Origin of the sequence: Lentilitoribacter sp. Alg239-R112, from assembly GCF_900537175.1 — a bacterium.
GTDB lineage: Bacteria > Pseudomonadota > Alphaproteobacteria > Rhizobiales > Rhizobiaceae > Lentilitoribacter.
Genome location: NZ_LS999833.1, coordinates 702,224 through 723,754, shown reverse-complemented (window position 1 = coordinate 723,754; position 21,531 = coordinate 702,224). Strand labels below are relative to the sequence as shown.

General features: G+C 44.0%; 27 protein-coding genes. 21 read left to right on the top strand and 6 right to left on the bottom strand.

Annotated features, from left to right (window positions below; translation table 11 throughout):
- Window positions 1-6: 6 nt before the first annotated feature.
- The 6 genes from G3W54_RS04025 (at window position 7) to G3W54_RS04000 (ending at window position 3,909) form a co-directional block, all read left to right on the top strand.
- Window positions 7-1,578 carry a Na+/H+ antiporter subunit D gene (locus G3W54_RS04025; RefSeq protein WP_162651845.1) on the top strand — a complete coding sequence of 524 codons (1,572 nt, stop codon included), beginning with the start codon at window positions 7-9 and terminating at the stop codon, window positions 1,576-1,578.
- Window positions 1,575-2,048: a Na+/H+ antiporter subunit E gene (locus G3W54_RS04020; protein ID WP_162653545.1), complete on the top strand. Its 474-nt coding sequence runs from the start codon at window positions 1,575-1,577 to the stop codon at window positions 2,046-2,048. The genes G3W54_RS04025 and G3W54_RS04020 overlap by 4 nt, the downstream gene beginning before the upstream one ends.
- On the top strand, window positions 2,048-2,407 hold the full coding sequence (locus tag G3W54_RS04015) for a cation:proton antiporter (protein WP_162651844.1): 360 nt from the start codon (window positions 2,048-2,050) through the stop codon (window positions 2,405-2,407). Before G3W54_RS04020 ends, G3W54_RS04015 begins: the two co-directional genes overlap by 1 nt.
- Entirely contained in the window at window positions 2,404-2,739 is a 336-nt protein-coding gene (mnhG, locus tag G3W54_RS04010; protein ID WP_162651843.1) for a monovalent cation/H(+) antiporter subunit G, read from the top strand. Before G3W54_RS04015 ends, mnhG begins: the two co-directional genes overlap by 4 nt.
- A 280-nt stretch (window positions 2,740-3,019) precedes the next feature.
- Window positions 3,020-3,436 (top strand): MucR family transcriptional regulator, encoded by a 417-nt coding sequence (locus G3W54_RS04005; protein WP_162651842.1) that lies wholly within the window; start codon window positions 3,020-3,022, stop codon window positions 3,434-3,436.
- An 80-nt stretch (window positions 3,437-3,516) separates the two neighbouring features.
- Entirely contained in the window at window positions 3,517-3,909 is a 393-nt protein-coding gene (locus G3W54_RS04000) for a hypothetical protein (RefSeq protein ID WP_162651841.1), read from the top strand.
- A gap of 1 nt (window position 3,910) precedes the next feature.
- Here G3W54_RS04000 and G3W54_RS03995 read toward each other — a convergent pair whose 3' ends face one another.
- Both G3W54_RS03995 and G3W54_RS03990 read right to left on the bottom strand, forming a co-directional pair.
- Entirely contained in the window at window positions 3,911-4,327 is a 417-nt protein-coding gene (locus tag G3W54_RS03995; protein ID WP_162651840.1) for a SufE family protein, read from the bottom strand.
- 114 nt (window positions 4,328-4,441) lie between these two features.
- A complete protein-coding gene (locus tag G3W54_RS03990) occupies window positions 4,442-4,780 on the bottom strand; it encodes a DUF5330 domain-containing protein (RefSeq protein WP_162651839.1) in 339 nt (112 codons plus the stop codon).
- A gap of 394 nt (window positions 4,781-5,174) precedes the next feature.
- On the opposite strand from G3W54_RS03990, the gene G3W54_RS03985 reads away from it, so the two are divergent.
- From G3W54_RS03985 to G3W54_RS03975, 3 genes are read left to right on the top strand one after another with little or no spacing between them, the layout of a single operon-like run.
- Window positions 5,175-7,028 (top strand): ATP-binding protein, encoded by a 1,854-nt coding sequence (locus tag G3W54_RS03985; RefSeq protein WP_162651838.1) that lies wholly within the window; start codon window positions 5,175-5,177, stop codon window positions 7,026-7,028.
- The gene (locus G3W54_RS03980; protein WP_162651837.1) at window positions 7,018-7,890 is read left to right on the top strand and encodes a peptidoglycan-binding protein; all 873 of its coding nucleotides are present in this window, start codon (window positions 7,018-7,020) and stop codon (window positions 7,888-7,890) included. The genes G3W54_RS03985 and G3W54_RS03980 overlap by 11 nt, the downstream gene beginning before the upstream one ends.
- Window positions 7,891-7,930: 40 nt before the next feature.
- A complete protein-coding gene (locus G3W54_RS03975) occupies window positions 7,931-8,263 on the top strand; it encodes a DUF1491 family protein (protein ID WP_162651836.1) in 333 nt (110 codons plus the stop codon).
- A gap of 27 nt (window positions 8,264-8,290) precedes the next feature.
- On the opposite strand, the gene G3W54_RS03970 is transcribed toward G3W54_RS03975, so the two are convergent.
- Window positions 8,291-9,793: a hypothetical protein gene (locus G3W54_RS03970; RefSeq protein ID WP_162651835.1), complete on the bottom strand. Its 1,503-nt coding sequence runs from the start codon at window positions 9,791-9,793 to the stop codon at window positions 8,291-8,293.
- Between the two features lie 211 nt (window positions 9,794-10,004).
- On the opposite strand from G3W54_RS03970, the gene G3W54_RS03965 reads away from it, so the two are divergent.
- Window positions 10,005-10,187 (top strand): hypothetical protein, encoded by a 183-nt coding sequence (locus G3W54_RS03965; protein WP_162651114.1) that lies wholly within the window; start codon window positions 10,005-10,007, stop codon window positions 10,185-10,187.
- A 33-nt stretch (window positions 10,188-10,220) separates the two neighbouring features.
- Here G3W54_RS03965 and G3W54_RS03960 read toward each other — a convergent pair whose 3' ends face one another.
- From G3W54_RS03960 to G3W54_RS03950, 3 genes are read right to left on the bottom strand one after another with little or no spacing between them, the layout of a single operon-like run.
- Window positions 10,221-10,760 carry a DUF1254 domain-containing protein gene (locus G3W54_RS03960; protein ID WP_162651834.1) on the bottom strand — a complete coding sequence of 180 codons (540 nt, stop codon included), beginning with the start codon at window positions 10,758-10,760 and terminating at the stop codon, window positions 10,221-10,223.
- Window positions 10,757-11,341, bottom strand: a complete 585-nt coding sequence (locus G3W54_RS03955; RefSeq protein WP_162651833.1) for a DUF1214 domain-containing protein — start codon at window positions 11,339-11,341, stop codon at window positions 10,757-10,759. The genes G3W54_RS03960 and G3W54_RS03955 overlap by 4 nt, the downstream gene beginning before the upstream one ends.
- A gap of 18 nt (window positions 11,342-11,359) precedes the next feature.
- The gene (locus G3W54_RS03950; protein ID WP_162651832.1) at window positions 11,360-13,543 is read right to left on the bottom strand and encodes a PBP1A family penicillin-binding protein; all 2,184 of its coding nucleotides are present in this window, start codon (window positions 13,541-13,543) and stop codon (window positions 11,360-11,362) included.
- 163 nt (window positions 13,544-13,706) lie between these two features.
- On the opposite strand from G3W54_RS03950, the gene G3W54_RS03945 reads away from it, so the two are divergent.
- The 11 genes from G3W54_RS03945 to G3W54_RS03895 all read left to right on the top strand — a co-directional run bounded on the left by G3W54_RS03945 (window position 13,707) and on the right by G3W54_RS03895 (window position 21,486).
- Entirely contained in the window at window positions 13,707-14,186 is a 480-nt protein-coding gene (locus G3W54_RS03945) for a YcgN family cysteine cluster protein (RefSeq protein ID WP_162651831.1), read from the top strand.
- Window positions 14,187-14,304: 118 nt separating this feature from the next.
- Entirely contained in the window at window positions 14,305-14,595 is a 291-nt protein-coding gene (locus G3W54_RS03940; RefSeq protein ID WP_162651830.1) for a hypothetical protein, read from the top strand.
- Between the two features lie 61 nt (window positions 14,596-14,656).
- Window positions 14,657-15,889, top strand: a complete 1,233-nt coding sequence (locus tag G3W54_RS03935; RefSeq protein ID WP_244627826.1) for a terminase family protein — start codon at window positions 14,657-14,659, stop codon at window positions 15,887-15,889.
- A gap of 30 nt (window positions 15,890-15,919) precedes the next feature.
- Window positions 15,920-17,140 (top strand): phage portal protein, encoded by a 1,221-nt coding sequence (locus tag G3W54_RS03930; RefSeq protein ID WP_244627825.1) that lies wholly within the window; start codon window positions 15,920-15,922, stop codon window positions 17,138-17,140.
- 62 nt (window positions 17,141-17,202) lie between these two features.
- Complete coding sequence (locus G3W54_RS03925; RefSeq protein ID WP_162651828.1) at window positions 17,203-17,778, top strand: HK97 family phage prohead protease; 576 nt, start codon at window positions 17,203-17,205, stop codon at window positions 17,776-17,778.
- 58 nt (window positions 17,779-17,836) lie between these two features.
- The gene (locus G3W54_RS03920; RefSeq protein WP_244627824.1) at window positions 17,837-19,096 is read left to right on the top strand and encodes a phage major capsid protein; all 1,260 of its coding nucleotides are present in this window, start codon (window positions 17,837-17,839) and stop codon (window positions 19,094-19,096) included.
- Between the two features lie 102 nt (window positions 19,097-19,198).
- Complete coding sequence (locus tag G3W54_RS03915; protein ID WP_162651826.1) at window positions 19,199-19,765, top strand: head-tail connector protein; 567 nt, start codon at window positions 19,199-19,201, stop codon at window positions 19,763-19,765.
- A complete protein-coding gene (locus tag G3W54_RS03910) occupies window positions 19,765-20,100 on the top strand; it encodes a phage head closure protein (RefSeq protein WP_244627823.1) in 336 nt (111 codons plus the stop codon). Before G3W54_RS03915 ends, G3W54_RS03910 begins: the two co-directional genes overlap by 1 nt.
- A gap of 157 nt (window positions 20,101-20,257) precedes the next feature.
- The gene (locus G3W54_RS03905; RefSeq protein WP_162651825.1) at window positions 20,258-20,668 is read left to right on the top strand and encodes a DUF3168 domain-containing protein; all 411 of its coding nucleotides are present in this window, start codon (window positions 20,258-20,260) and stop codon (window positions 20,666-20,668) included.
- 21 nt (window positions 20,669-20,689) lie between these two features.
- Window positions 20,690-21,097: a phage major tail protein, TP901-1 family gene (locus G3W54_RS03900; protein WP_162651824.1), complete on the top strand. Its 408-nt coding sequence runs from the start codon at window positions 20,690-20,692 to the stop codon at window positions 21,095-21,097.
- A complete protein-coding gene (locus G3W54_RS03895) occupies window positions 21,097-21,486 on the top strand; it encodes a gene transfer agent family protein (protein WP_244627822.1) in 390 nt (129 codons plus the stop codon). The genes G3W54_RS03900 and G3W54_RS03895 overlap by 1 nt, the downstream gene beginning before the upstream one ends.
- The last annotated feature ends 45 nt before the right edge of the window (window positions 21,487-21,531 follow it).

Below are 21,531 nucleotides of genomic sequence, written 5' to 3'. Positions count from 1 at the left end.
GAATAGATGGCTGGTGATGTTGTAAAAGATCCTGAGATTTTAAAGCAAGCTCTTAATCTAGAGCCTGTTGCGCTTGCCGACTGGCTCATCGTAATGCCGGTGGCATGGTGCATCATCATTGGTGCCGCGCTTCTGATGTTCCGTAAGCGTACGGACTGGCAGCATTTAATGGCCGTACCTTCAATGGGTGTGCTTGTTTTGATTACCGGTGCGCTTTTGATGCAGGTGCTTGAAAATGGTACCATGACAATGGTTATGGGCAGGTGGTTGCCCCCATTCGGGATTGCATTCACCGTTGATATTTTAGGTGCTTTGCTGGCATTTACATCTGCAGTCGTTGCCTTTGCCTGCACACTTTATGGTGTGGGCGATGTTAATGATACAGGTCGCCGTTATGGCTTTTACCCCTTCTTATTTATGTTGATGGCTGGTGTAAGTGGTGCATTTTTAACGGGTGACATCTTCAATCTTTATGTTTGGTTTGAAGTGTTGTTAATCTCATCGTTCGGTCTTCTGATATTAGGGTCCGAAAAAGGCCAACTTGACGGTGCAACGAAATATGCGTTTCTTAATCTTGTTGCGACAACTTTGTTTTTGATCGCAACTGGTTATCTTTATGGTATTTTCGGAACGCTCAATATGGCAGAAATCGCCGCGCGTTCAATCGGTGATTATCGCTCTGCACCTTTGGGGACGCTTGCTGTTCTATATTTTGTGGCGTTTGCAATGAAGGCTGCTGCATTTCCGGTTAATTTCTGGCTGCCCGCATCTTATCACACACCTCGTGTGGTTGTATCCGCGCTTTTCGCTGGCTTGCTAACGAAAGTGGGTATCTATGCGATGATCCGTGTTCTTATCATGCTTTTGCCATTCGAACGTGATTTACTAAGTTTCCCAATTTCTTATGTAGCCTGTGCGACCATGTTGCTTGGTGCCATTGGTGCACTTGCACAGGTCAATATTCGTCGAGCACTTGGTTTTTTGGTCGTATCAGGTATCGGTGTCATGATGATGGGTGTTGCTATCGGTACAGAAGCTGCTCTCGGTGGTGCAATATTTTATGCGATGCACTCTATACTCGTTATGACTGCTTTGTATTTGGCAGTCGGGCTTGCGTCACGCGCAACAGGCGGAGTTGAGGGGCTTGATAATATGCGTGGCATTTATCAGAAGAACACGTTCATCGCAGCACTTACGCTAATGTTATTTTTCGCTGTTGCGGGTTTGCCACCATTCTCCGGGTTCTGGCCAAAGTTAATGTTGGTAAAGGCAACAATTGAGGGGGCATCTTGGTGGGCACCGACGTCTATTTTGGTGACGGGTTTTATCTCTATGATTGCAGTGGGTCGGATTTGGGCGCTATCTTATTGGCAGCCAGAAGTTGAAGAGACCATAGATGAAGAGCAGATTCAGCTAGGCTTTATTGATTACGCACCATTGGTTATGCTTACCGCTATAGTCGTAGCAATTGGGGTCTATCCGCAGCCGATTTTTGAAATGGTTTATGCTGCTGCCAACCAGTTGATCGACCCAACGTCATATTACGAATCCGTTTTCGGAAGTGAGGTAGCGCAATAATGTTGTTTATCTTCAATATTCTTCTTACATTTGCCTGGGCGGCTATCACCGGTTCATTTTCGGCGTTAAATATGTTGTTCGGATTTGTATTGTCGATCTTTGCCCTCTGGATTATCCGCGGTGAAGTAGGCTCGCAAGGTTACTTTTCACGCTCTTGGCGGATTATTAAGCTTTTCACATTGTTCCTCTATGAATTGGTTATGTCTGCCTGGAAAGTTATGGTCCTTGTTCTATCACCCAGGCTTGATGTGAAGCCTGGGATTTTCAAGTTTCCTCTCTCACTTGAGGATGACATGGAAATTACGCTTCTTGCGAGTATGATCACCCTTACACCTGGAACTTTATCTGTTGATACGTCCGAAGATAAGAAATTCATATACGTTCATGCTATTGATGCTTCTGACCCAGAGGGCGCGCGTCGGGATATTGCCGATGGGTTTGAGCGTAAGATCAAAGAGGCTTTTCACTGATGACTGCACAGGCTGTACTAGATCTTAGTATTACAATTGCACTTGTTTTGCTTAGTGGCTCATTTCTTTTAACTGTGTATCGGATCATCAAGGGTCCGACCTTGCCAGACCGTGTTTTGGGTCTTGATATGCTTGTTGCAGTTGCTATCGGTTATATAGCAGTTATAGGCATTAAGACTGGATATACGCTCTATGTAGACATTGCTATCGCGTTGGGTCTGGTAGGATTTCTGGCTACGATTGCCTTTGCTCGGTTCATTATGGTTCGCGGACAGGCAGACGAAGAAGGTATGGGCGATAGCCATGAAATCGCCGATGAAGGCACGACAAAGGCGATAGAGGTGGAAAAACAATCATGATAGATGATGCTGTTACATATATTGTCGCTGCCCTTATTGTTATCGGGGCTTTTTTCTCTCTCGCTGCTGCTATTGGTTTGTTGCGTTTACCAGACGTTTACTCCCGAATGCATGCAGCCTCTAAAGCTGGTACATTGGGTTCAGGTTTAATGCTCATCGCACTTGCTATCTATTCCGATGATTTAGCAACAACAACGCGAGCTATTGCAGGTGTGATATTCTTTTTGTTAACTGCACCAATTTCCGCGCACCTGTTAGCTAAGGCTGCTTATGCTGTGGGGTACCGTTTATCTGATCAATCTGTGATTGATGAGATGAAAAAACAAGTGTAAAACTTGAAAAGTTTTTAAATCTACTTTTGCTGCAAAGCTGAGATTTTTTTTTTAAAAATTGCTCAAAATTTATATATATAAAATTTTTATGCCCTTTTTTCTGGAAGTTCGTGGGAAAAATATTTTGCTTTAAGATAAAATCCTGTTTGAGAATTGGTGTGAGCTTGATTACTCGTGTTTTTTTATCTACCTGTAGTATGTTGGCCTTTTTAGTGGACTAATCGAGCGAAGGTTTTTCTACCAACGGGTCGCATGGGGAAACAAAAATTGAGTTAAACAGATGCCAGAAAACGCAAATTTTCAGCGTTCCAGTTTTATGGTAAAGGTTACGTCAGAAATTGTATCATCGTTTGTAGCGAAAAACGAAATTGATTCTTCTGAGTTGCCAGGACTTATAAAAGAAGTTTACGGCACTATATATGATATAGTTACGCAAGAAGATGGAACTACTTCACCGCAAAGTCGCAGGCCAGCGGTTGATGCGGGTGAGTCTATACAAGACGACTATTTGATTTGCCTTGAAGATGGCAAACAATTTAAATCTCTTAAACGACATCTGATGACGCATTATAATTTGACGCCTGAAGAGTATCGTGAGAAGTGGGGTCTGCCATTTGACTATCCGATGGTAGCACCCGCTTATGCGAAAGCGCGTTCGCGCCTTGCTAAAGAGATGGGGCTTGGCCAAAAACGCTGAGCATTTCTAAATTGTGCTTTTTTCACGATTCGATTATAAGATTTTATTCCTATATTTGAAGCGGTGAATTAATTGTGCCCATGAGTATATTTTCTTCTGAAAAGCTATGTGAATGGGGTAGTATACGTTCCTTAGCTGATGAGGGTAAACTTGTTACCTTGTCTGAGCGCCAACTAGTAGATCTGCCACAAATCCTGCAGTCTGTAGTTCATGAGCTATTAGATTTAAAATATAGCAACTCCCGCGCTACCGCGACAAAAAGAAAAACTCATGTTCGCCAAGTGGTAATTTACGTATTAAACGTAAGTTTCGGTATTCCAATGCGTCAATTAGCAAAGATGTTTAATTTAAACCGCTCTACGATAGCTTATACTTGCCAAACAATTGAAGATCGGCGAGATAACCCAAGCTATGACCGGTTTGTGTCGGCAGTGGAACGTATAGCAATGCTTACTGTAGCCCGTTATGTATAACTTAGGCGTTAGCTGCATGCTGCTTTATGCGAGCGACCATAGATCTAAGCCCATTCGCCCGTTGTGGCGTAAGGTGTTCTACCAAGCCTAGCTTCTCGAATAACTGGTTTTCATCCCGTGCACCGATTTCTTTTGCCGAAAGACCTGAAAAAGCGATCAGCATAATGGCGACTAAACCACGCACAATATGGGCGTCAGAATCACCTCGAAAGTTCAAAATTGGAAGATCCGGATTTGAATGATCTACATCAGCAATTAGCCAAACTTGGCTAACGCAACCTTGAACTTTATATTCATCAGTCTTTTCGCCATCATTCAAAGCAGGTAGTTGTTTTCCCAAATCAATCACATATTTATATCGATCTTCCCAATCATCTATGAATTCGAAATCGTCGATGATGCTTTGAATGTTAGTCATAATTACTTTCCAATTCTATTACATGTCTCATATAGGAGACATCACAACAAAAATCACCCCCCATGCATGACGACACGGAGGGCGATGTCACTCGAGTAATGAGTGTAGTAAGTACTAGTTCGGTGCAGGAATTGATGCCGTACTTAAATCACTGTTGGGCGTAAGTTTATCCTGATCGCCAAATTGATTGTCCAGAAAATTGTACGCAATACGTGCGCCTTCTTTGGCGCGTGCTCCAAGTACGCCAATTGTGTGCGTGCCAACGGTGCAAACTTCTGGCTCTCGCTCACAAATTGAGATGACATCTTGGTAAAGTGCCATTACTGCGGAAGCGCTGCCAGCAGATTCAAAAGTTGGTCCAGATTCTAATCGCTCCGCGCTTTCCGGGTTAAATAGCGGTAAAGCTATTAAAACCAATGAAAACCAAAACGCACCCTTTATAAGCGTCCACATTATAATTCGTCCCTTATTGCGGAATTGATCGTCGCTATGGGATACGTTTTAATGTAAAACTCCGAACAGCCATTTGATTTGTATCGCTGCTTTTTATTCAAGTTTTTCTAAAATTTTATCTATCTGCATATTTGGTGGCTCATAACAGGTGTATACGGCGAAACAATTGTTTCATTCACCTTCCTAAACAGCCTGAGAATAAGCGGCGAACGTGCTTTCATAACCATCAATTAACTATGAAATTAGTTCTCGGTCATTTTGTGGCAAATTGTTCGAATTAGGCGCAAAAAAACTCCTGTAATGTGGACTGCTTTATCCATTCGTTAAGGTCAAGATGGGATTTTAGGTTATATTAGAAACGCTCGAATTAGGATTTGAGTTATTGTATTGCGTAATGTCTAAAATCATTGAAGCCTTTAAGGCACGTACCAACCAACTGTCACGCGACTGGCTAACGGGCCGTTCTAAAGACGGACAGGCGCCTTGTGCGCTCCTGCACGTAGTGAGCAGCTTCATTGGTTGGACTGTTGCAGCATCGGTTTTATGCTTAGTTCTCCTCCTTCCTCACTTCTCTCTTCCAACGTCTTTTGCTTTGGCATTAACCATTGCTGGGGTCTTTATGTTGGCGACAGGCATTATCTGCCAAACAGGTCAAATCAAAGTGGCTAGCGCGATGGTGTTCGTTAGCGTAAGTGCATTGATTATGATGTTGGTGTTGAGCACTGGCGGTGTTTCATCTTTATACCTTTCATTGTTTGTTATTCTCCCATTAGAGGCAAAACATATTGGAAAGAGCCGTGCAGCAATCTCCACTGGGTTAGCTGTGGCAGGTGCAAGTATCGTCGCTGTTATTGGATTGCAGTATGGCGACCTAGTCTTGGTGGCAGATATATCTGCGCATGAACTTTCCACTCTCTCATCTGTTCTGCTGGTACTCGTATCTTACGCCCTCGTTCGCAGCGGGTTGCTAAGTGTGGAACCCAGTTTTGATGAGTTGCAAGATATATTGATCAATGAGCCGACCACCAAAGCCCTTTCTGGTGAAGTAAAGAATACCAATAGAGGTGTTCTCGATAATATAGTTGGTTTAGTTACTTTCCATAGTTTAAATGGAGATGTGCAATCGGTACATGGTTCGGAACCGGATCTGATTTGCGATCGCCCTAATAATATGTTGGGGCAGGGCTTTTTGAATCAGATTCACGTCTCTGACCGTATTTCTTATCTTTCCGCAATTGATAAGTTACGCCAAGGTAGTGCATCAACAAAGACATTGCTACGCTTTGAGGCTAAGCCCTCCGGTGATGAGCAATTTAGATATATACAAGTAAGTTTTATGGGCAGGTTTGACGTGAATGGTGATCTGCAAGACTTTTACGCCCAATCGCAAGATATGACTTCATACATCTCGGCGATGGATAAAATTGAATCGCTTGAAAACATCTCTCATGAAAATGAAGTCAATAAGACAAGATTTCTTGCAGGTGTGAGCCATGAATTGCGAACGCCGCTTAATTCCATTATGGGTTTCTCAGATGTCTTATTGCATGAGGTAATAGCACCGTTGCCGGATGAGCGTCAGCGTGAATATGTGAGCCTCATTCGACAATCCGGTGAGCATTTGCTTAATGTTGTGAATACCATGTTGGATATGAGCAAAATTCAAAATGGTCACTACAAACTTCATTGTGATGAATTTGATCTCCAGCCATTGCTTGAGCGCACAAAAAGTATGCTCGACATACAAGCAAAGAATAAGAAAGTTGATCTAACATGTCGTATCGCAAAAGGTTTACCAGATATATATGCTGATAATGGCGCCTTGACACAAATCATCATCAATTTAGTAGGCAATGCAATTAAATTTACAGAAGAAGGTGGTATCGTATCTGTGGATGCAGAGATGGATGGGAGCAACTTTGTTTTGCGCGTATCGGACACAGGTATTGGCATACCGGAAGATAAAATATCTCAAATTGGGCAACCATTTATGCAAGTTGATAGTTCATTAGCACGTGAATTTGAGGGCACGGGCCTTGGCCTTTCGCTGGTCAAAGGTCTAGTGGAGCTTCACAATGGCAAGATGCTGGTAGCGAGTATACTTGGAGAAGGTACAAAAGTGACAGTCTGCATTCCGCAGACGGAACTGGAACGCGCGCCGATCCCCGAGATCAAAAATCGAATGCAGGGTGAAGCAGTGAGTTCATCTGGTGCAGTTTACAAAGGAGATGAAGCAAATGTCGCATAGAGCTGGACCTATTCATGTCAAGCGTGAGCGAGATAGCTTCTTTAGTGAATTACTATCGAGTGTCGGACAACTAGTCGTTAAACACCCCTCCATTGTCGGCGGAGGAACGGCATTTATCATTATTTTCAGCTTTATTGCCTCCAATGCGCTTCATTATCAAAAAACAGAGCATCCGGCTCCTATATTGAATATGCGTGGGCCACAACATCTAATTTCAGGCTCAACGCGTCCTATTCCGTCTAGGCGAACAGTCGAAAGAGAATTAATGGGAGTAAAGGGTGAGAACGGTACAACCTACCGCGTTTCCCATAGTGATGACATCCAGACATCTAGCGTAAAGCTGCCGGTTCCTGTCCTCACCAAGGAACGATCTGCACTCGAACAAAGGGTCGTCGAGCCTCAGGATAATGATGAATTCAAAGGCGACACACTTGTTCTAGCGATTCAAAGAGAGCTTTCAGAGCAAAATATCTACCTCGATTCCGTTGATGGGCTAACGGGACCAAATACCCGCGCTGCTATAAAGAAATTTCAGATCAGGCATGGCTATCCAATTGATGTAACCGTTTCAAAGAAAATGTTGCAACAGATCAAAAAAGTTAGTGCGCGGAAAGAAGCAGGTAGCCCTGCCAAACCGAAGGCCAACGAAATTTCCAATAGTCAGCCGTTGTCTAATGAAATGGTGCGCAAAATCCAAATTGGGCTCAAAAAAGCAGCTTATCCTGATATCGAAGTTGACGGTTTAATTGGGGAAGAAACAAGAAATGCCATTCGGTTATTTGAAAAACACTACCGTCTTCCTGTAACTGGTTCACCAAGTCAGGTTATTCTGGATACTTTGAAGAGTACAGGGGCTCTTTAGCTGACTGCTTTGGCTCTAACTTGAAAGTATGGTACCCAAATTGCGAGTAAAATCAGCAATCTATATTTCAGCCCTCACGCGCCGCTTGTTTAGTGACGGTCTTGCAGGTGCTATTGAAAAGAAAGGTGCTGAGGACGCTGGTGCTATCTTCATTCGTGTTTTAAAGCGCGATCGCAGTCAGATGCTACTCTCACCAGCACCGCAATCACTGACAGAGGGCGAGACGGCTGATCGTTGTTTTGAAATCAGACTTGAAAATGCAACTGAGTCCGAGGTTGATCAAAAATTGGCTCGCGAGAAGTCTTTTGATAGTGATATTTGGATTGCCGAGATCGAAACTGATGATCCGGAGAGATATCTCAAAATATTATAGATAAAATAATACAAGCAAACTTAAGAACTAGTTGTTTATTGCTTCCAACCAGTCATCTTCCAAATCCTCATCGTTCCATTTCGATATAATATCGGCATTATCTGCGACTGGTTTTGCATAGGGTAAGTCGCTAATATCGATTGAGCTATAGTCTATATCTGCATCCGTCATAGACAATTCTGCGACCACCGTTTTGCTTGTAAGCTTATCAGCACGCAGCCATGTAATAAGTTTTTCTTGTGATGGTGCATGGTGCCAGTTCTGGAGTAATGTTTCAGCACCTTCTTCGGTACCTTCCATCATACTTACATGTGGGAAGAACTTATTAAGCGCTTCAATACACATATCCTTTGGCATAAAGATGGCATTAAAAGTCATGGACAATTGGCGTCCGGTCATGTCGCTCATTATACGTTCGGCAAGTGAGTAACTTGACCCAATAGCGTCAGCTAAAGCAGTGGTGAAGTAACCAACATGATTGTTATACACGTGCTTAGATAGCAGTTTCACATGTCTACGATGTTGAATTTCATTCTGGTTAATCGGAATGAGAATTTCATCCGCGTCTATATCGGCAAATTGACCATTATCGTGAGCTGTTTGCAGTATTTCAGCATCTTCGGGTGTAATGTCACCAGTAGCAAGATCGCGCAGCGTTTGTCGAAGGTGTTCTTCTGCTGCAAATTGTTTATCTGAAATAGCCTCAGAGTCTGATATTTGATTTTCAATATCAGTATTTTCTGTTTGCTCGACTGTGAGGTTAGCCTCTTGAGATATGGTATCCTCATTAGTGCGTATTTTTATCTCAAAACGAGATTTGGTTGTTGCCTGAACTTTTGGCTGCAAGACCGGAATGGCTTTTTGATTTAAGGTAGCCGAGCTGGTTAGTTGCTCTCTCATGGCAACAGCTTTTGCTTCAAGCTTACGCGCCATAACAGCGAGAACTTTTTCAGGGAACAGATCAGCATCGCCAGTGAACAATTCAAGCTCTCCCACCTGAATAGAGGCATTCTGTGCTGGTTCTCTCATTGAGATACGCGTTTCCGCGTTTTCAATATGCATCGCATTATCAGATTTATACCCGCGTAGCTGAAGTGCGAGATTTACACCATGGTCATCCAGTGCTTCTAATGAGCGAACGACACTGCGATGCAAATTGCTACGTTTTGCGATGATGCGCGCGTGATATTCACTCTTCTTGGCAATAACATAACAAAGGATAGGATTTGTTACGGCTGGTGAGTGTGACAGAAATGGGGCAGAAATTTCTAAGGCCTGCATGCAGATGCATTCGGCAATTCTAGTTGGTACAAAAGTACAGCGTGAAAGTGCAGATGCGACTTGGCGCTTGGTATCTAGTGGTGCTGTGTCGAATAACGGGACAAAAAGTTCACTGACTTTTTTTGCTTCCGCCGGGTTGGGTTCTCGTAGTTCATCAATCCGTGCGACAAGCGCCAAAAGGATTGCTGATTTTCGTTGATCTTCGCTCACGTTTTCTAAATCCCTAAAGCAATAAGACATTTTACTCATACTTACCCCCGATATCAGAAATCGTCATAACACTGATATCTCACTCAAAAACACAGGCTTGTTACTCATAGAAAAGCCCAAAACCACTTACATTAATCGTCAGATTATAGTCAAAGTGTTAGCGTTTCATTAACTATGGGCCTGCTTAATAGGGATATTACTACGGATGAAAATTAAGGCGTACATCTGTCCACAAACTGGAGACGGTTAAATGGCAAAAATAATACGTTTGTTAGATTATGAACCTGTAGATAGGCCTCAAGGGTTTCAACCAAAAGAACCTGCAAAAATTCTATTCTTCACCGGCGTGAGATATGAACGTCCGCCGAACAAAAAGAATAAACGATCAAAGCGCAATGAGCGTGCACCAAAGATAAAGCGTACTGGTGCATGAAAACATGAATGCTTGAGTTTGGCTTCAGCTATCTCAAAGAATAGCGCAAGATGCGCTTGATAAAAAACTACGTGCTTCTGATACTTGGCTAAAATCCGGCGCTATCGCCCTAAGTACTACATAACCTTGGGTATCAGACACTTCGATGGCAATTGATCTGGAAACAAGGTCAGGTTCTTCGCTTTTTAGAGCTAAAATCTGAGCTCTCGTAACTATCAAAAAATTGACGTCTCCGCGGATAGATGAGCGCGCACTCATGCTAAAGACTTCATTCGCATCGGCATCAAATGCACCAAATGTCCACATGTCGGTTGATTTATCAGCTACGATTTGTACAGGACCAGCTTCAAGGTCAAAGTAGCAAGCCGCCGATTGAATATGGATATCTTCGTTATACAATCCAGTAGAGTTTTTTTGGTTGGCGAGAACATGGAACTCATTTTCCGGACCTAAATTTATAATCTTGCTCCATGCATCGCTGCCTGTATAAAGCGGCAAAACCAGAATGATTAGGATGTGTAGAACCGCAGCACCTATTAACCCGGTCATAATCGCAATTATTGTTTTGGTCATGATGCACATTCCAGCTGAACTATGCTCGGCATTTCAAATTCTCGAATGCCACTGTCGTTAGATGTGGGAGTATCTATCAGTGTAAGTTGAAGTTCGAATGTACCGTTCTGAGCCAAAGCAAGCCAGTTACCTGTCTCTGCAGAAGATGAAAGCGTTATAGAAATATTCCCGTTTCGATCTTTAAGTACTTTGTGAGCATTAACCACACTTGGCCAACCCACCGGCAGTTCAGGAGACGTTTTATCAGGATAAGTTGCACGTAATGTCCAGAAGAGAGAAGGCGGTACGCGCCCCTCAACCAGATATCGGCATCTTGCATTTAAAGCTTGTTCATTTTGATCTGTATCTGCACGAAAGACAAGTCCTTCCGCACGCCCAAGCAATAAGTGACCATCATTTGCTCTATGGGCTTTCGCATAGGGGTCAGCATCAATTGTCTGAATATCAGGATAAGCCGTCCAACCATTTACGCTCAAGCCTCCAAATCCGCGTGTAGCATCGAGCGCCCAAAGTGAAACTTGCACGGCGCCTAGAAAGGTGATGGCCAGCGCAATCAAGATGAGCAATGGGATACGTAACAAGCTAAAGCCTTCCGTGCATTATTGAGAAATTTTCACAGGGGCCGTACTCTGATTAAGGACAGCAAATTCATCAGGAGTTTTTTCAGATTGCTGTTCTGTTGTCTTTGTTACCTCAAACTCTTTCATTAATTCACGTAGGGCTTCTGCTGCCTGGCGGTTTAGAATCCGTGCACGCGAAGGAAGTGAAATATTATCACTTCCATCATCCTTAACGGCAATCAAGGGACCAAATGTTTCTGGTAATGCATCTTCAATTCCCGGAATTGCCCGCAACTCGATGCCTTGGTGTGCAAATTCCATTATCCGTTTGAAGGTCATTGCAGGTAGTGAGCCACCTGTCATGCGGGCAGTGGAGGTGAAGTCATCATTGCCGAACCACACTGCAGATGTAAAGTTGCCAGTATATCCAACAAACCAACCATCGCGGTAAGCCTGAGTGGTTCCTGTTTTTCCTGCAGTTTTAATGCCTTCCAGCTTCGCGCGACGTCCAGTGCCCCATTCTGGAACTTGGCTCAGGATTTGATTCATTGCGTTCGCTGCTTCTTCAGTTAACACCCGATTTGGCTTCGTCGCATCTTTGTTATGATCATAAAGGACTTTCCCTTCATAATTCATTATTTGCGCAACTCCATGTCGATTGGACTCAAGGCCGCCCGCAGGAAATACAGCATATCCCGTTGCTTGGTCTAGCACTGTAACTTCAGATGTTCCAAGCGGCATAGTCTTGTTGGCATGTACAGTTGATTGAATGCCCATAGCAACTGCTTTTTCTGCAATTTTTGGGATACTCAAATGGTCGCGAGCAAGACGAACTGGCACGGTGTTAATGGACTTGACCAATGCTCGTGTAAGGTCAACGCGGCCAGAGTAGGATCGTCCGTAATTTCGAGGCGACCAGCCGCGCCACGTAATGGGGCCGTCACTTATAATTGATTGTGGTGTAAAACCATTTTCCATCGCGAGTGCATAAACATAAGGTTTGAACGATGAACCCGGTTGACGAAGTGCACTTGTTGCCCGATTAAATTGGCTTCTGCCATAATCCCGACCACCAACCATGGCACGTACTGCGCCGCCGTGCTCTATGACAACCGCCCCACCTTGGCCTACTCGATAGCGTTGACCTAATTCACGTAGGCCTGTTTCGACTGCAATCTCAGATGCACCTTGTAATGCAAGATCAATGGTTGTTCTTACAACCAGTGCTTTCTGGCCATAGCCAGCAGCTATGCGTCTAACCTCATCATAGGCCCAATCTAGAAAAAAATCGGGGCTTTCAACATCGCCACGATCAATTACGTTTGCCGGATTGCGCCGCGCGCCGACGACTTGCCCTTCAGTCATCATTCCGCCCTGTACAAGGTTGGTCAGAACTTCATTCGCGCGCGCGCGAGCTGCGGGTAAATTCACATGGGGCGCATATTTTGCAGGAGCCTTGAAAAGGCCCGATAACATCGCAGCTTCCGCAAGAGTGACATCCTGCACATCTTTGCCGAAGTAAAATTGTGCGGCCGCTCCGACACCAAATGCGCCACCGCCCATATAAGCTCGATCAAGATAAAGTTGCAGGATTTCATTTTTGGAAAGGTTGGCTTCGAGCCAAAGGGAAAGAAATGCTTCTTTTATTTTGCGAGTAAGTGTTCTTTCGTTCGTCAGAAATATGTTTTTTGCTAATTGTTGCGTTAGTGTTGAACCGCCTTGAACAACTGAATTGGCACGGGCATTTTCAGCCATTGCGCGGGCAAGACCGATGAAATCAAGGCCGAAATGCTGGTAAAAGCGACGGTCTTCCGTTGCAAGGACAGTTTGAACAAGATGTTCAGGAAGTTGATCTATAGGTAGCGATTCTTCCCGAATGTTCCCACGATGTCCAATCTCATTACCGTAGCGATCAAGAAAAGTAACCGAATACTCATCTTGAGCGCGCCAATTTCCATTCGTGGCTTCAAACGATGGGAGAGCAAGCGCAAGTAGAAGAACAAGTCCAACCGTGCCTAGGTTAGCGGCTTCCTCAACGACTTCAATTAATACCTTCTTAAAACCGGTAACACGAAATTTATGAGAAAAAATTGTAAGGTTTTCCCATGTGTCGCTTAACTTTCTGAACGACCCCCAAATGGATGAATCAATCCATGAATCGAACCGCAAGAAAAACAGTTTTATTCGCGTGAGAAATTTGGGCTTTTTATTTAGTTCTGACATAAGCTTCTTTTCGACTTCTCATCCTGAATGTTTTTGCCGCATTTTTACGCGAAGAACAAGCAAAATACACGATCATTTCGCTTGATCTTTTACTTAAGTGGCATATTTATCGCGCAAGCCTTGTCCAAAGATGTTGAATTGGACTGATATATGAGTATGCAAAATGACGGATGACTTGCCCTTTTGGAAGACGAAATCACTTGATAATATGAATGAGGTAGAGTGGGAATCGCTCTGTGACGGTTGCGCACGCTGTTGTTTAAACAAATTAGAAGATTGGGATACCAGTGAGATTGTCTGGACCAACGTTGCTTGCACGTTGCTCAACGATCAATCTTGCCGCTGTAATGACTATGCAAACCGGCAAAAAAAAGTGTCAGATTGTGTGCAGTTGACACCAAATGAGGTACGAGAATTATCTTGGTTGCCTGCAACTTGTGCTTATCGTTTAATTTCAGAAAATCATGATCTTTACTGGTGGCATCCCTTGATTTCAGGTGATCCCGAAACCGTCCATCAGGCTGGAATTTCAGCGCGTTCACGAACAGTATCTGAAGATGGAATGGAGCCAGAAGAATATGAAGATTACATTGTTTCGTGGCCGGGCGAAACGTATGAAGACAAAAATCAACAAACTAAATAGGAAAATAATCCTTGACTAATGACAGGTCGTTTGATATAAAACTGTCATCATCCCAAAATTGAAACAACACAATATGCAGTAGCTTCCAGCATATTGTTGGCAGTAGGTATTCTCCGTTTTGCAAACATCAGATGAAGAAGAAACACTTGCTGCATTATCGCAGGCAAGAGCGCAGCTTCACGATCAATTATCCAAGATAGAGTTTGATGATAAAAAACATGATGCAGCGGTTAATTCTATTTCGCTCATCATCCGCACATTGGACAAAATTGAACAGATGACAAAATCCTTGCGCCAGGAACAAGTGGCGATTGAAGATGAAATAAATCGTGAGGCACATGACAAGCTTAGAGAAAAAGTCAAAACCCTCATCCTCGCAGCAGCGAAAAGGGAGCAGAAACAAAAATAGAAGCCTCTTCAATAAAAAGGTCGACGAGTTTCTCTCTAAGCTTGATAGACGTGAACTTCAATTGCTAGTCAATGACTGGCAACTTAACGCGCGTACGGAACAACTACCGCCTCAAGGCGACTGGTTTATCTGGCTGTTATTAGGTGGCCGTGGAGCAGGAAAAACGCGCGCAGGCTCAGAATGGGTGCACAATATTGCCACATGTCAAGGTCACGTTTTAGACGGACTAAACTGCGGTCGAATAGCGCTTGTTGCTGAAACACTGAGTGATGCCCGTGAGATTATGGTGGATGGTGACAGCGGCATCTTGAATATTGCAAAACATGATCGTCCACTTTATCAAAGTACGCGACGACGTTTGGTTTGGCCAAACGGTGCTATTGCGCAAATTTTCTCGTCTGAAGACCCTGAAAGCCTGCGAGGTCCGCAATTTGATGCGGCTTGGTGTGACGAGTTATGTAAATGGCAATATCCGCAAGAGACTTGGGATATGCTGCAATTTGGATTGCGACTGGGTGAAAATCCACGCCAACTCGTGACAACGACACCTAAACCAATCGCATTATTAAAAGCCATTATGGCAGATAAAAATACTGCGATAGTCAAAATGCGAACAGATGACAATGCTGAAAACTTAGCGAAAAACTTCTTAGCAAATGTGAGATCTCGTTATGGAAATACTCGTCTTGGTAGGCAAGAGTTAAACGGCGAGATTTTAGAAGACCAAGAAGGTACGCTCTGGACGAGGGATCGACTTGACGAATTGCGCCTGACTGAAATGCCACAATTAATGCGAATTGTTATTGCAGTCGACCCGCCTGCTTCATCGAAAGCGCAAGGGTCGTGTTGTGGCATAGTTGTGGTCGGGCTAAATAGCCGGGGACATGCCATTGTCTTAAAAGATGCATCAATCGAACAAGCTACACCCAGTCAATGGGCGAATATTACAGCCAAGTGTTATCAAGATTTTGATGCAGACCTTATCGTAGCAGAAGTAAATCAGGGCGGCGATATGGTAAAGTCAGTACTTCACGCGAGCGACGCACAATTACCCATTCAAATGGTTCGAGCTTCACGAGGAAAGTGGCTTCGTGCTGAGCCTGTCGCAGCCTTATATGAACAGGGTAAAGTTTGGCATTTAGATGGTCTGGACAGCCTTGAAGACCAAATGTGCAATTTCACGCACCAAGGACTTCTCGGTGGTGGATCGCCTGATAGGTTAGATGCTTTGGTCTGGGCGGTCACGGCACTACTGCTAGATAAAAGCAGCAAACCGATCATTCGATCTATTTAACATCGTAATCATAAAGTAAAGGAAAACTGGATGAGCTGGTTGGCATCAATCGGCGCATGGCGAGATCGTGCGCGAAAAAATAATTCAATGACAAAGAGCCCACAGATAAGCGAAAGAAACGAAGTGAAGTCGTTCTCTTCATCTGGTCTTATAAGTCTGCATGAAACACAGAATGCAAGTTGGTCATCACGTAATTATTTATCGATGTCTCGTGAGGGGTTTATGCGAAACCCTATCGCCCATAGAGCCATTAGAATGATTGCGGAAACAGCTGCAAATGTGTCGTGGACTTTGATTGATGGAGATCGGGTTTTAACAGATCATCCCGCACTTGCTTTGATAAAGAAGCCAAATTCATATTCTGCGGGTGCTGATTTTTTGGAAACCATTTATGGGCATCTTTTGTTATCAGGAAATTCATTTGTCAAATGCGTCCAAACAGATGGTGATCCCATCGAATTACACACATTGAGGCCTGACAGAATTCGAGTGATTTCTGATCGGAATGGATGGCCATCTGCACTTGAATATCAGGTCGGAAACAGTAAACAACAGTTTCCAATTGACGGTGAAAATGGTCATCAGATATTGCATCTCAAGCTCTTTCACCCGCTTGATGATCATATGGGGTTTGCCCCGCTTGAAGCGGCGATGACAGCACTTGATCTTCACAATTCTGCCAGTGCGTGGAACAAGGCGTTGCTTGATAATTCTGCAAGGCCTTCAGGTGCGCTGGTCTATCAACCAAAAGATGGTGGCAATCTTTCACAAGAACAATTTGATCGATTAAAAACGGAACTGGAGAATGGATATTCTGGCGTTAAACGTGCGGGCCGCCCTTTGCTTCTGGAAGGTGGCCTCGATTGGAAAGCTATCGGTTTAACACCCAAAGATATGGACTTTGTTGACGCAAAGAATGGCGCTAGCAGAGATATCGCTTTAGCACTTGGCGTGCCACCCATGCTGCTCGGTATTCCAGGTGACAATACATATGCAAATTATCAAGAAGCCAACCGGGCATTTTCTCGTTTAACGGTGTTGCCACTTGTCACACGTATCGCGGCTAGTATGAGCTCCTGGCTGAGTGAATATTATGATAAAGATATCCGTTTTGAGCCAGACGCGGATAAGATGTCGGGCCTTGCTTCCGAACGAGAATCTTTATGGTCCCGGATGCAGAACGCAACCTTTTTGAGCGATGAAGAGAAGCGAAAAGCTGTTGGGTACCAGCGGTTTGACCATGATTCTTGAATCAAAAATCAAATGTATTGAATCACATTTTAAATTGCCTAAATCAAACTGGGAAATCTCGCATGAGTGTTAGAAAAAATGCCGGAAAAATTAAGTTTCCGATTGAAAATAAACGCGCCGAATTCTCGTTGGAAAATATTTCACATGACGGATATTTTAGTGGATATGCCAGCCTTTTTGGGATCGTTGATTTAGCCAATGATATTGTGGAATTTGGCGCTTTTTCAAAGACCCTAGAACGACATTCTTCACGTCCCGTACGCATGCTTTTTCAGCATGATCCCGATCAAGTGATAGGCCGTTGGGTGACTATCTATGAAGATCGGAAAGGCCTCTATGTGGAGGGTCAATTGTCTCTTGATGTTGTTCGCGCAAAAGACATTCATGCACTTATGTTGTCTGGAGCGCTTGATGGCCTATCGATCGGTTTTAAAACGTGTAAATCCTGCAAAGATCCAAAAACTGATGCGCGCCATATTTTGGAAGCCGATTTGTGGGAAATCTCTGTGGTGACGTTTCCTATGCTGCCAGATGCACGAGTAACTCAAGTCAAATCTGAAGCCCCATTAAGTGATGCTTTCGATACTAAAATCGCAGCAAAGATAAAACATGCTGCAATACGTCTTTCGTCCTCCTAAGACGTTTCCTATCCCGATAGATCACATGAAAGGACCCCTGATGATCAAGGAAAAAACAATGACCTCTCCCGAGGTGAAATCTCTTCGAAAAATCGCACCGGAGAAGAAGGCTACCGGCAACGAGGTTGCCTTGGCCTTTGATGACTTTATGCATGCCTTTGAAAGCTACAAAGAGGCCAATGATCTTCGTCTTTCAGAAATGGAAGCGCGGGTTGGTGAAGATGTTGTGACAACGGAAAAAATGGATCGCATTTCACGTTTTATGGATGATCAAAAGCGTAAGATGGATCAGCTTGCGATTAAGGGTGCGCGTCCGGCATTAGGTGGGATGGAAACACCAATATTTGATAGTGAACATAAAACCGCATTTAATGATTATATCCGAAAAGGCAATGAACACGGACTTCGTCAGATTGAGGCGAAGTCTATGTCAGCATCAACGGATTCTGATGGTGGTTATCTGGTCCCTGATGAAATTGATCAGGAAATAGGCCGTCGTTTGTCAGCACTATCTCCTATTCGCTCGATCTCATCTGTGCGTCAGGTTTCAACTTCTGTTTTGAAAAAACCATTCGCACAAAATGGCATGTCCGTCGGATGGGTTGGTGAGACTGATGTTCGTCCTGAAACCAATTCTGCCCAGCTGGTCGAGCTACAATTTCCCACAATGGAATTATATGCCATGCCGGCAGCCACGTCCTCACTTCTAGAGGATGCGGCAGTTGATATTGATAGTTGGATAACGAGTGAGATTGAGGCGGCCTTCGCCGAACAAGAAGGTGCAACGTTCGTCAATGGAGATGGCGTGAATAAGCCAACAGGTTTCCTATCTGCATCAACGGTTGATGATGCAAGTTGGAGTTGGGGAAACCTAGGTTATGTGGCAACAGGCGCCGATGGTGCATTTGCATCGGACCCCTCCGATGCGTTGATTGATACAATCTACTCACTCAAAGCGGGGTATCGTCAGAATGCAAAGTTTGTGATGAACCGCAAAACTCAAAGCGCTATCCGCAAGTTTAAAGATGCAGATGGTAATTACATGTGGCAACCGCCAGCAGCAGCGGGTCAACAAGCCATGTTGCAGGGTTTTTCGATCATTGAGGCAGAGGATATGCCTGATATGGCTTCCAATTCGATGTCGATTGCGTTTGGGGACTTCGAACGCGGATACCTTGTCGTAGATCGCGCTGGTGTTAGTGTTCTTCGTGATCCTTACTCCGCAAAACCTTATGTCCTGTTCTATACAACAAAACGGGTTGGTGGTGGAATTCAGAACTTTGAAGCTATCAAGCTCATGAAGTTCGGCATAAGCTAAATTCTCCCTTCATCCTATGGAAAATAAAACATGTCTCCGGTGAATTTTCATTTTGCCGGAGATCGTAATGGCGGCCGCAATTAGCAATCAAAAGGAAATGATATGATACTCATCTTGTCTCAGCCCCCCATGGCCGAGCCTGTCACATTGCCCGAGTTTAAAAACCATCTGCGGATTGATCATGCTTTGGAAGATACGTTGCTTTCAAGTTTGATTTCGACAGCAAGAGAATATCTTGAAAAACGGACAGGCCTTGCATTGATGGATCAAGAATGGCGACTCTGCTTAGATGAATGGCCCGAAGATCGGTGCATTCAAATTCAGAAATCACCTATACGTTCAATTGATGAAGTTCAGCAGTTTGGTATCGATGGACAACCGAATATTGTGGCTCAGAATAACATGCTATTGGATGGAAAGTCATCACCTGCAAGATTGTTTGTCGGTCCGCAGCTTTCACCAGAGCAAATGATGAATGGGATCGAAATTACATTTACAGCTGGCTACACGAGTGCGAGCGAGGTGCCAGACGCTCTTAAGCGAGCCATTCTAATTCATGCCGCGTGTTTATATGAATTTCGTGGTGTTGTTGCACCTGACATGCAGCCAGCAGCAGTTCCAAATGGTTACGATGCGTTGATCTCACAGTGGGTGAGGAGGCGTATCTAATGTTGATGACATTTATCGATCCTGGCATGTTGCGAACGCCGCTTGACCTACAGAGTTCGACTGACGTCATGGATGGACAGGGCGGCGTGAGCCAAAACTGGACAACTGTCGCGACATTGTTTGCACATATGGAGCCTGTTAGTGCGAAACGCGAAGTGCGGGGTCGCGCACGCGAAGCAAATATCACACATAAAGTTACAATTCGACATCGTGAAGACATTAAAAACGATATGCGCTTGTTGCGAAACGGAAGGACGTTAATGATCCATTCTGTGCATGACCTGGACGAAACATCTCGTTATCTCATCTGCCGTTGTGAGGAGACAAAACGATGAATGTCAGAATTCGAACTAAAAGACTTTCCCCCCAAGAGTTACTTCTAAGGATTGTAGACAAAATCAAGGTAAAAAAACGAAAAAAACTCCTAATAATGGCGACAGGTAAGCAAGAAACATCATCTCATACAATGAATGATCTGGGAGGTTTTAACCCATGGCAATGATGGCAGGATATCTGCAGAAAGCAATTTTTCAAGCTCTTAATAGTGAAAATGCGATCACGGCGCTTATCGGTGTAGATAATATTTTTGACCATGAGATTAAGGATGCAATTTATCCTTATATTTCAATTGATAATTGGGAAACATTCGACTGGTCAACAGACAGTGAGTTTGGTGAGGAGCATCTTTTTGATGTCTTAATTTATGAAGATAAACCGGCGCGCGAAAATTTACAAAATATCGCACAAAAGGTGGTTTCGGCACTTCATGATCAACCCCTTACTCTCGATGTTGGTGCGCTGATTAATCTTCGTTTTGAAAGTGCATCTTTTGCTGAAGAAGGGCGTAATAAGTTGCAGATTGCACGATTAAAATTTCGTGCAAAAATTGAATATAATACATGATGTTAAAGAAGGAAATTCGTTATGACGGCGCAAAAGGGTAAAGATTTATTGATCAAAATCGATCAGAATGGATCATTTGTTACACTTGCAGGACTACGAGCGAAACGGTTAGCATTTAACGCAGAGACAGTTGATATCACAGATGCTGAATCATCAGGCCGTTGGCGTGAGTTGCTCGGCGGTTCTGGTGTGCAGCGAGCAAGCCTTTCCGGTTCCGGTATTTTTAAAGACGCTGCAAGTGATGATCTTATGCGGTCAACGTTCTTCGCATCTCAGATTACGGATTGGGAAATTACAGTTCCCGATTTTGGCAAAATTACCGGTCCCTTTCAAATTACGGCACTCGAATATTCTGGCCAACATGATGGTGAAGTTACATTTGAAGCTGCGCTAGAATCCGCAGGTTCATTGAGCTTTGGAGCTCTGTAATGAATGAAGCATTGAGCATGAAGAGGATTGTTGCAAATCGTCGGCGGGGGGAAGTGGTTGCAGTTATCGATAGTGCACCGCGTATTTTGTGCCTTACTTTAGGAGCGTTAGCGGAACTTGAAGATGCGTTTAATGTTTCAAATCTCTCTGATCTGGGTGATTATTTCTCTCAAGGGAAGTTTTCAAGCGAGGATTTGGTGCATATCATTGGTGCGGGGCTTCGCGGCGGTGGAAATTTATACGCGGATGAAGATGTCCGTTGTATGAGCCTTGACGGGGGTGCATTGGGGCTTGCTCAAATTGCTGCCGATCTTTTGATCGCAACATTTAATCCTATGCAAAATAGGGGTGATGGAGAAAAAGACAATCAAACATCAAACCCCAAGTAGCCGTATCTGAATTTTCTGAAAAGACAATTGATAATCAAAATCTGG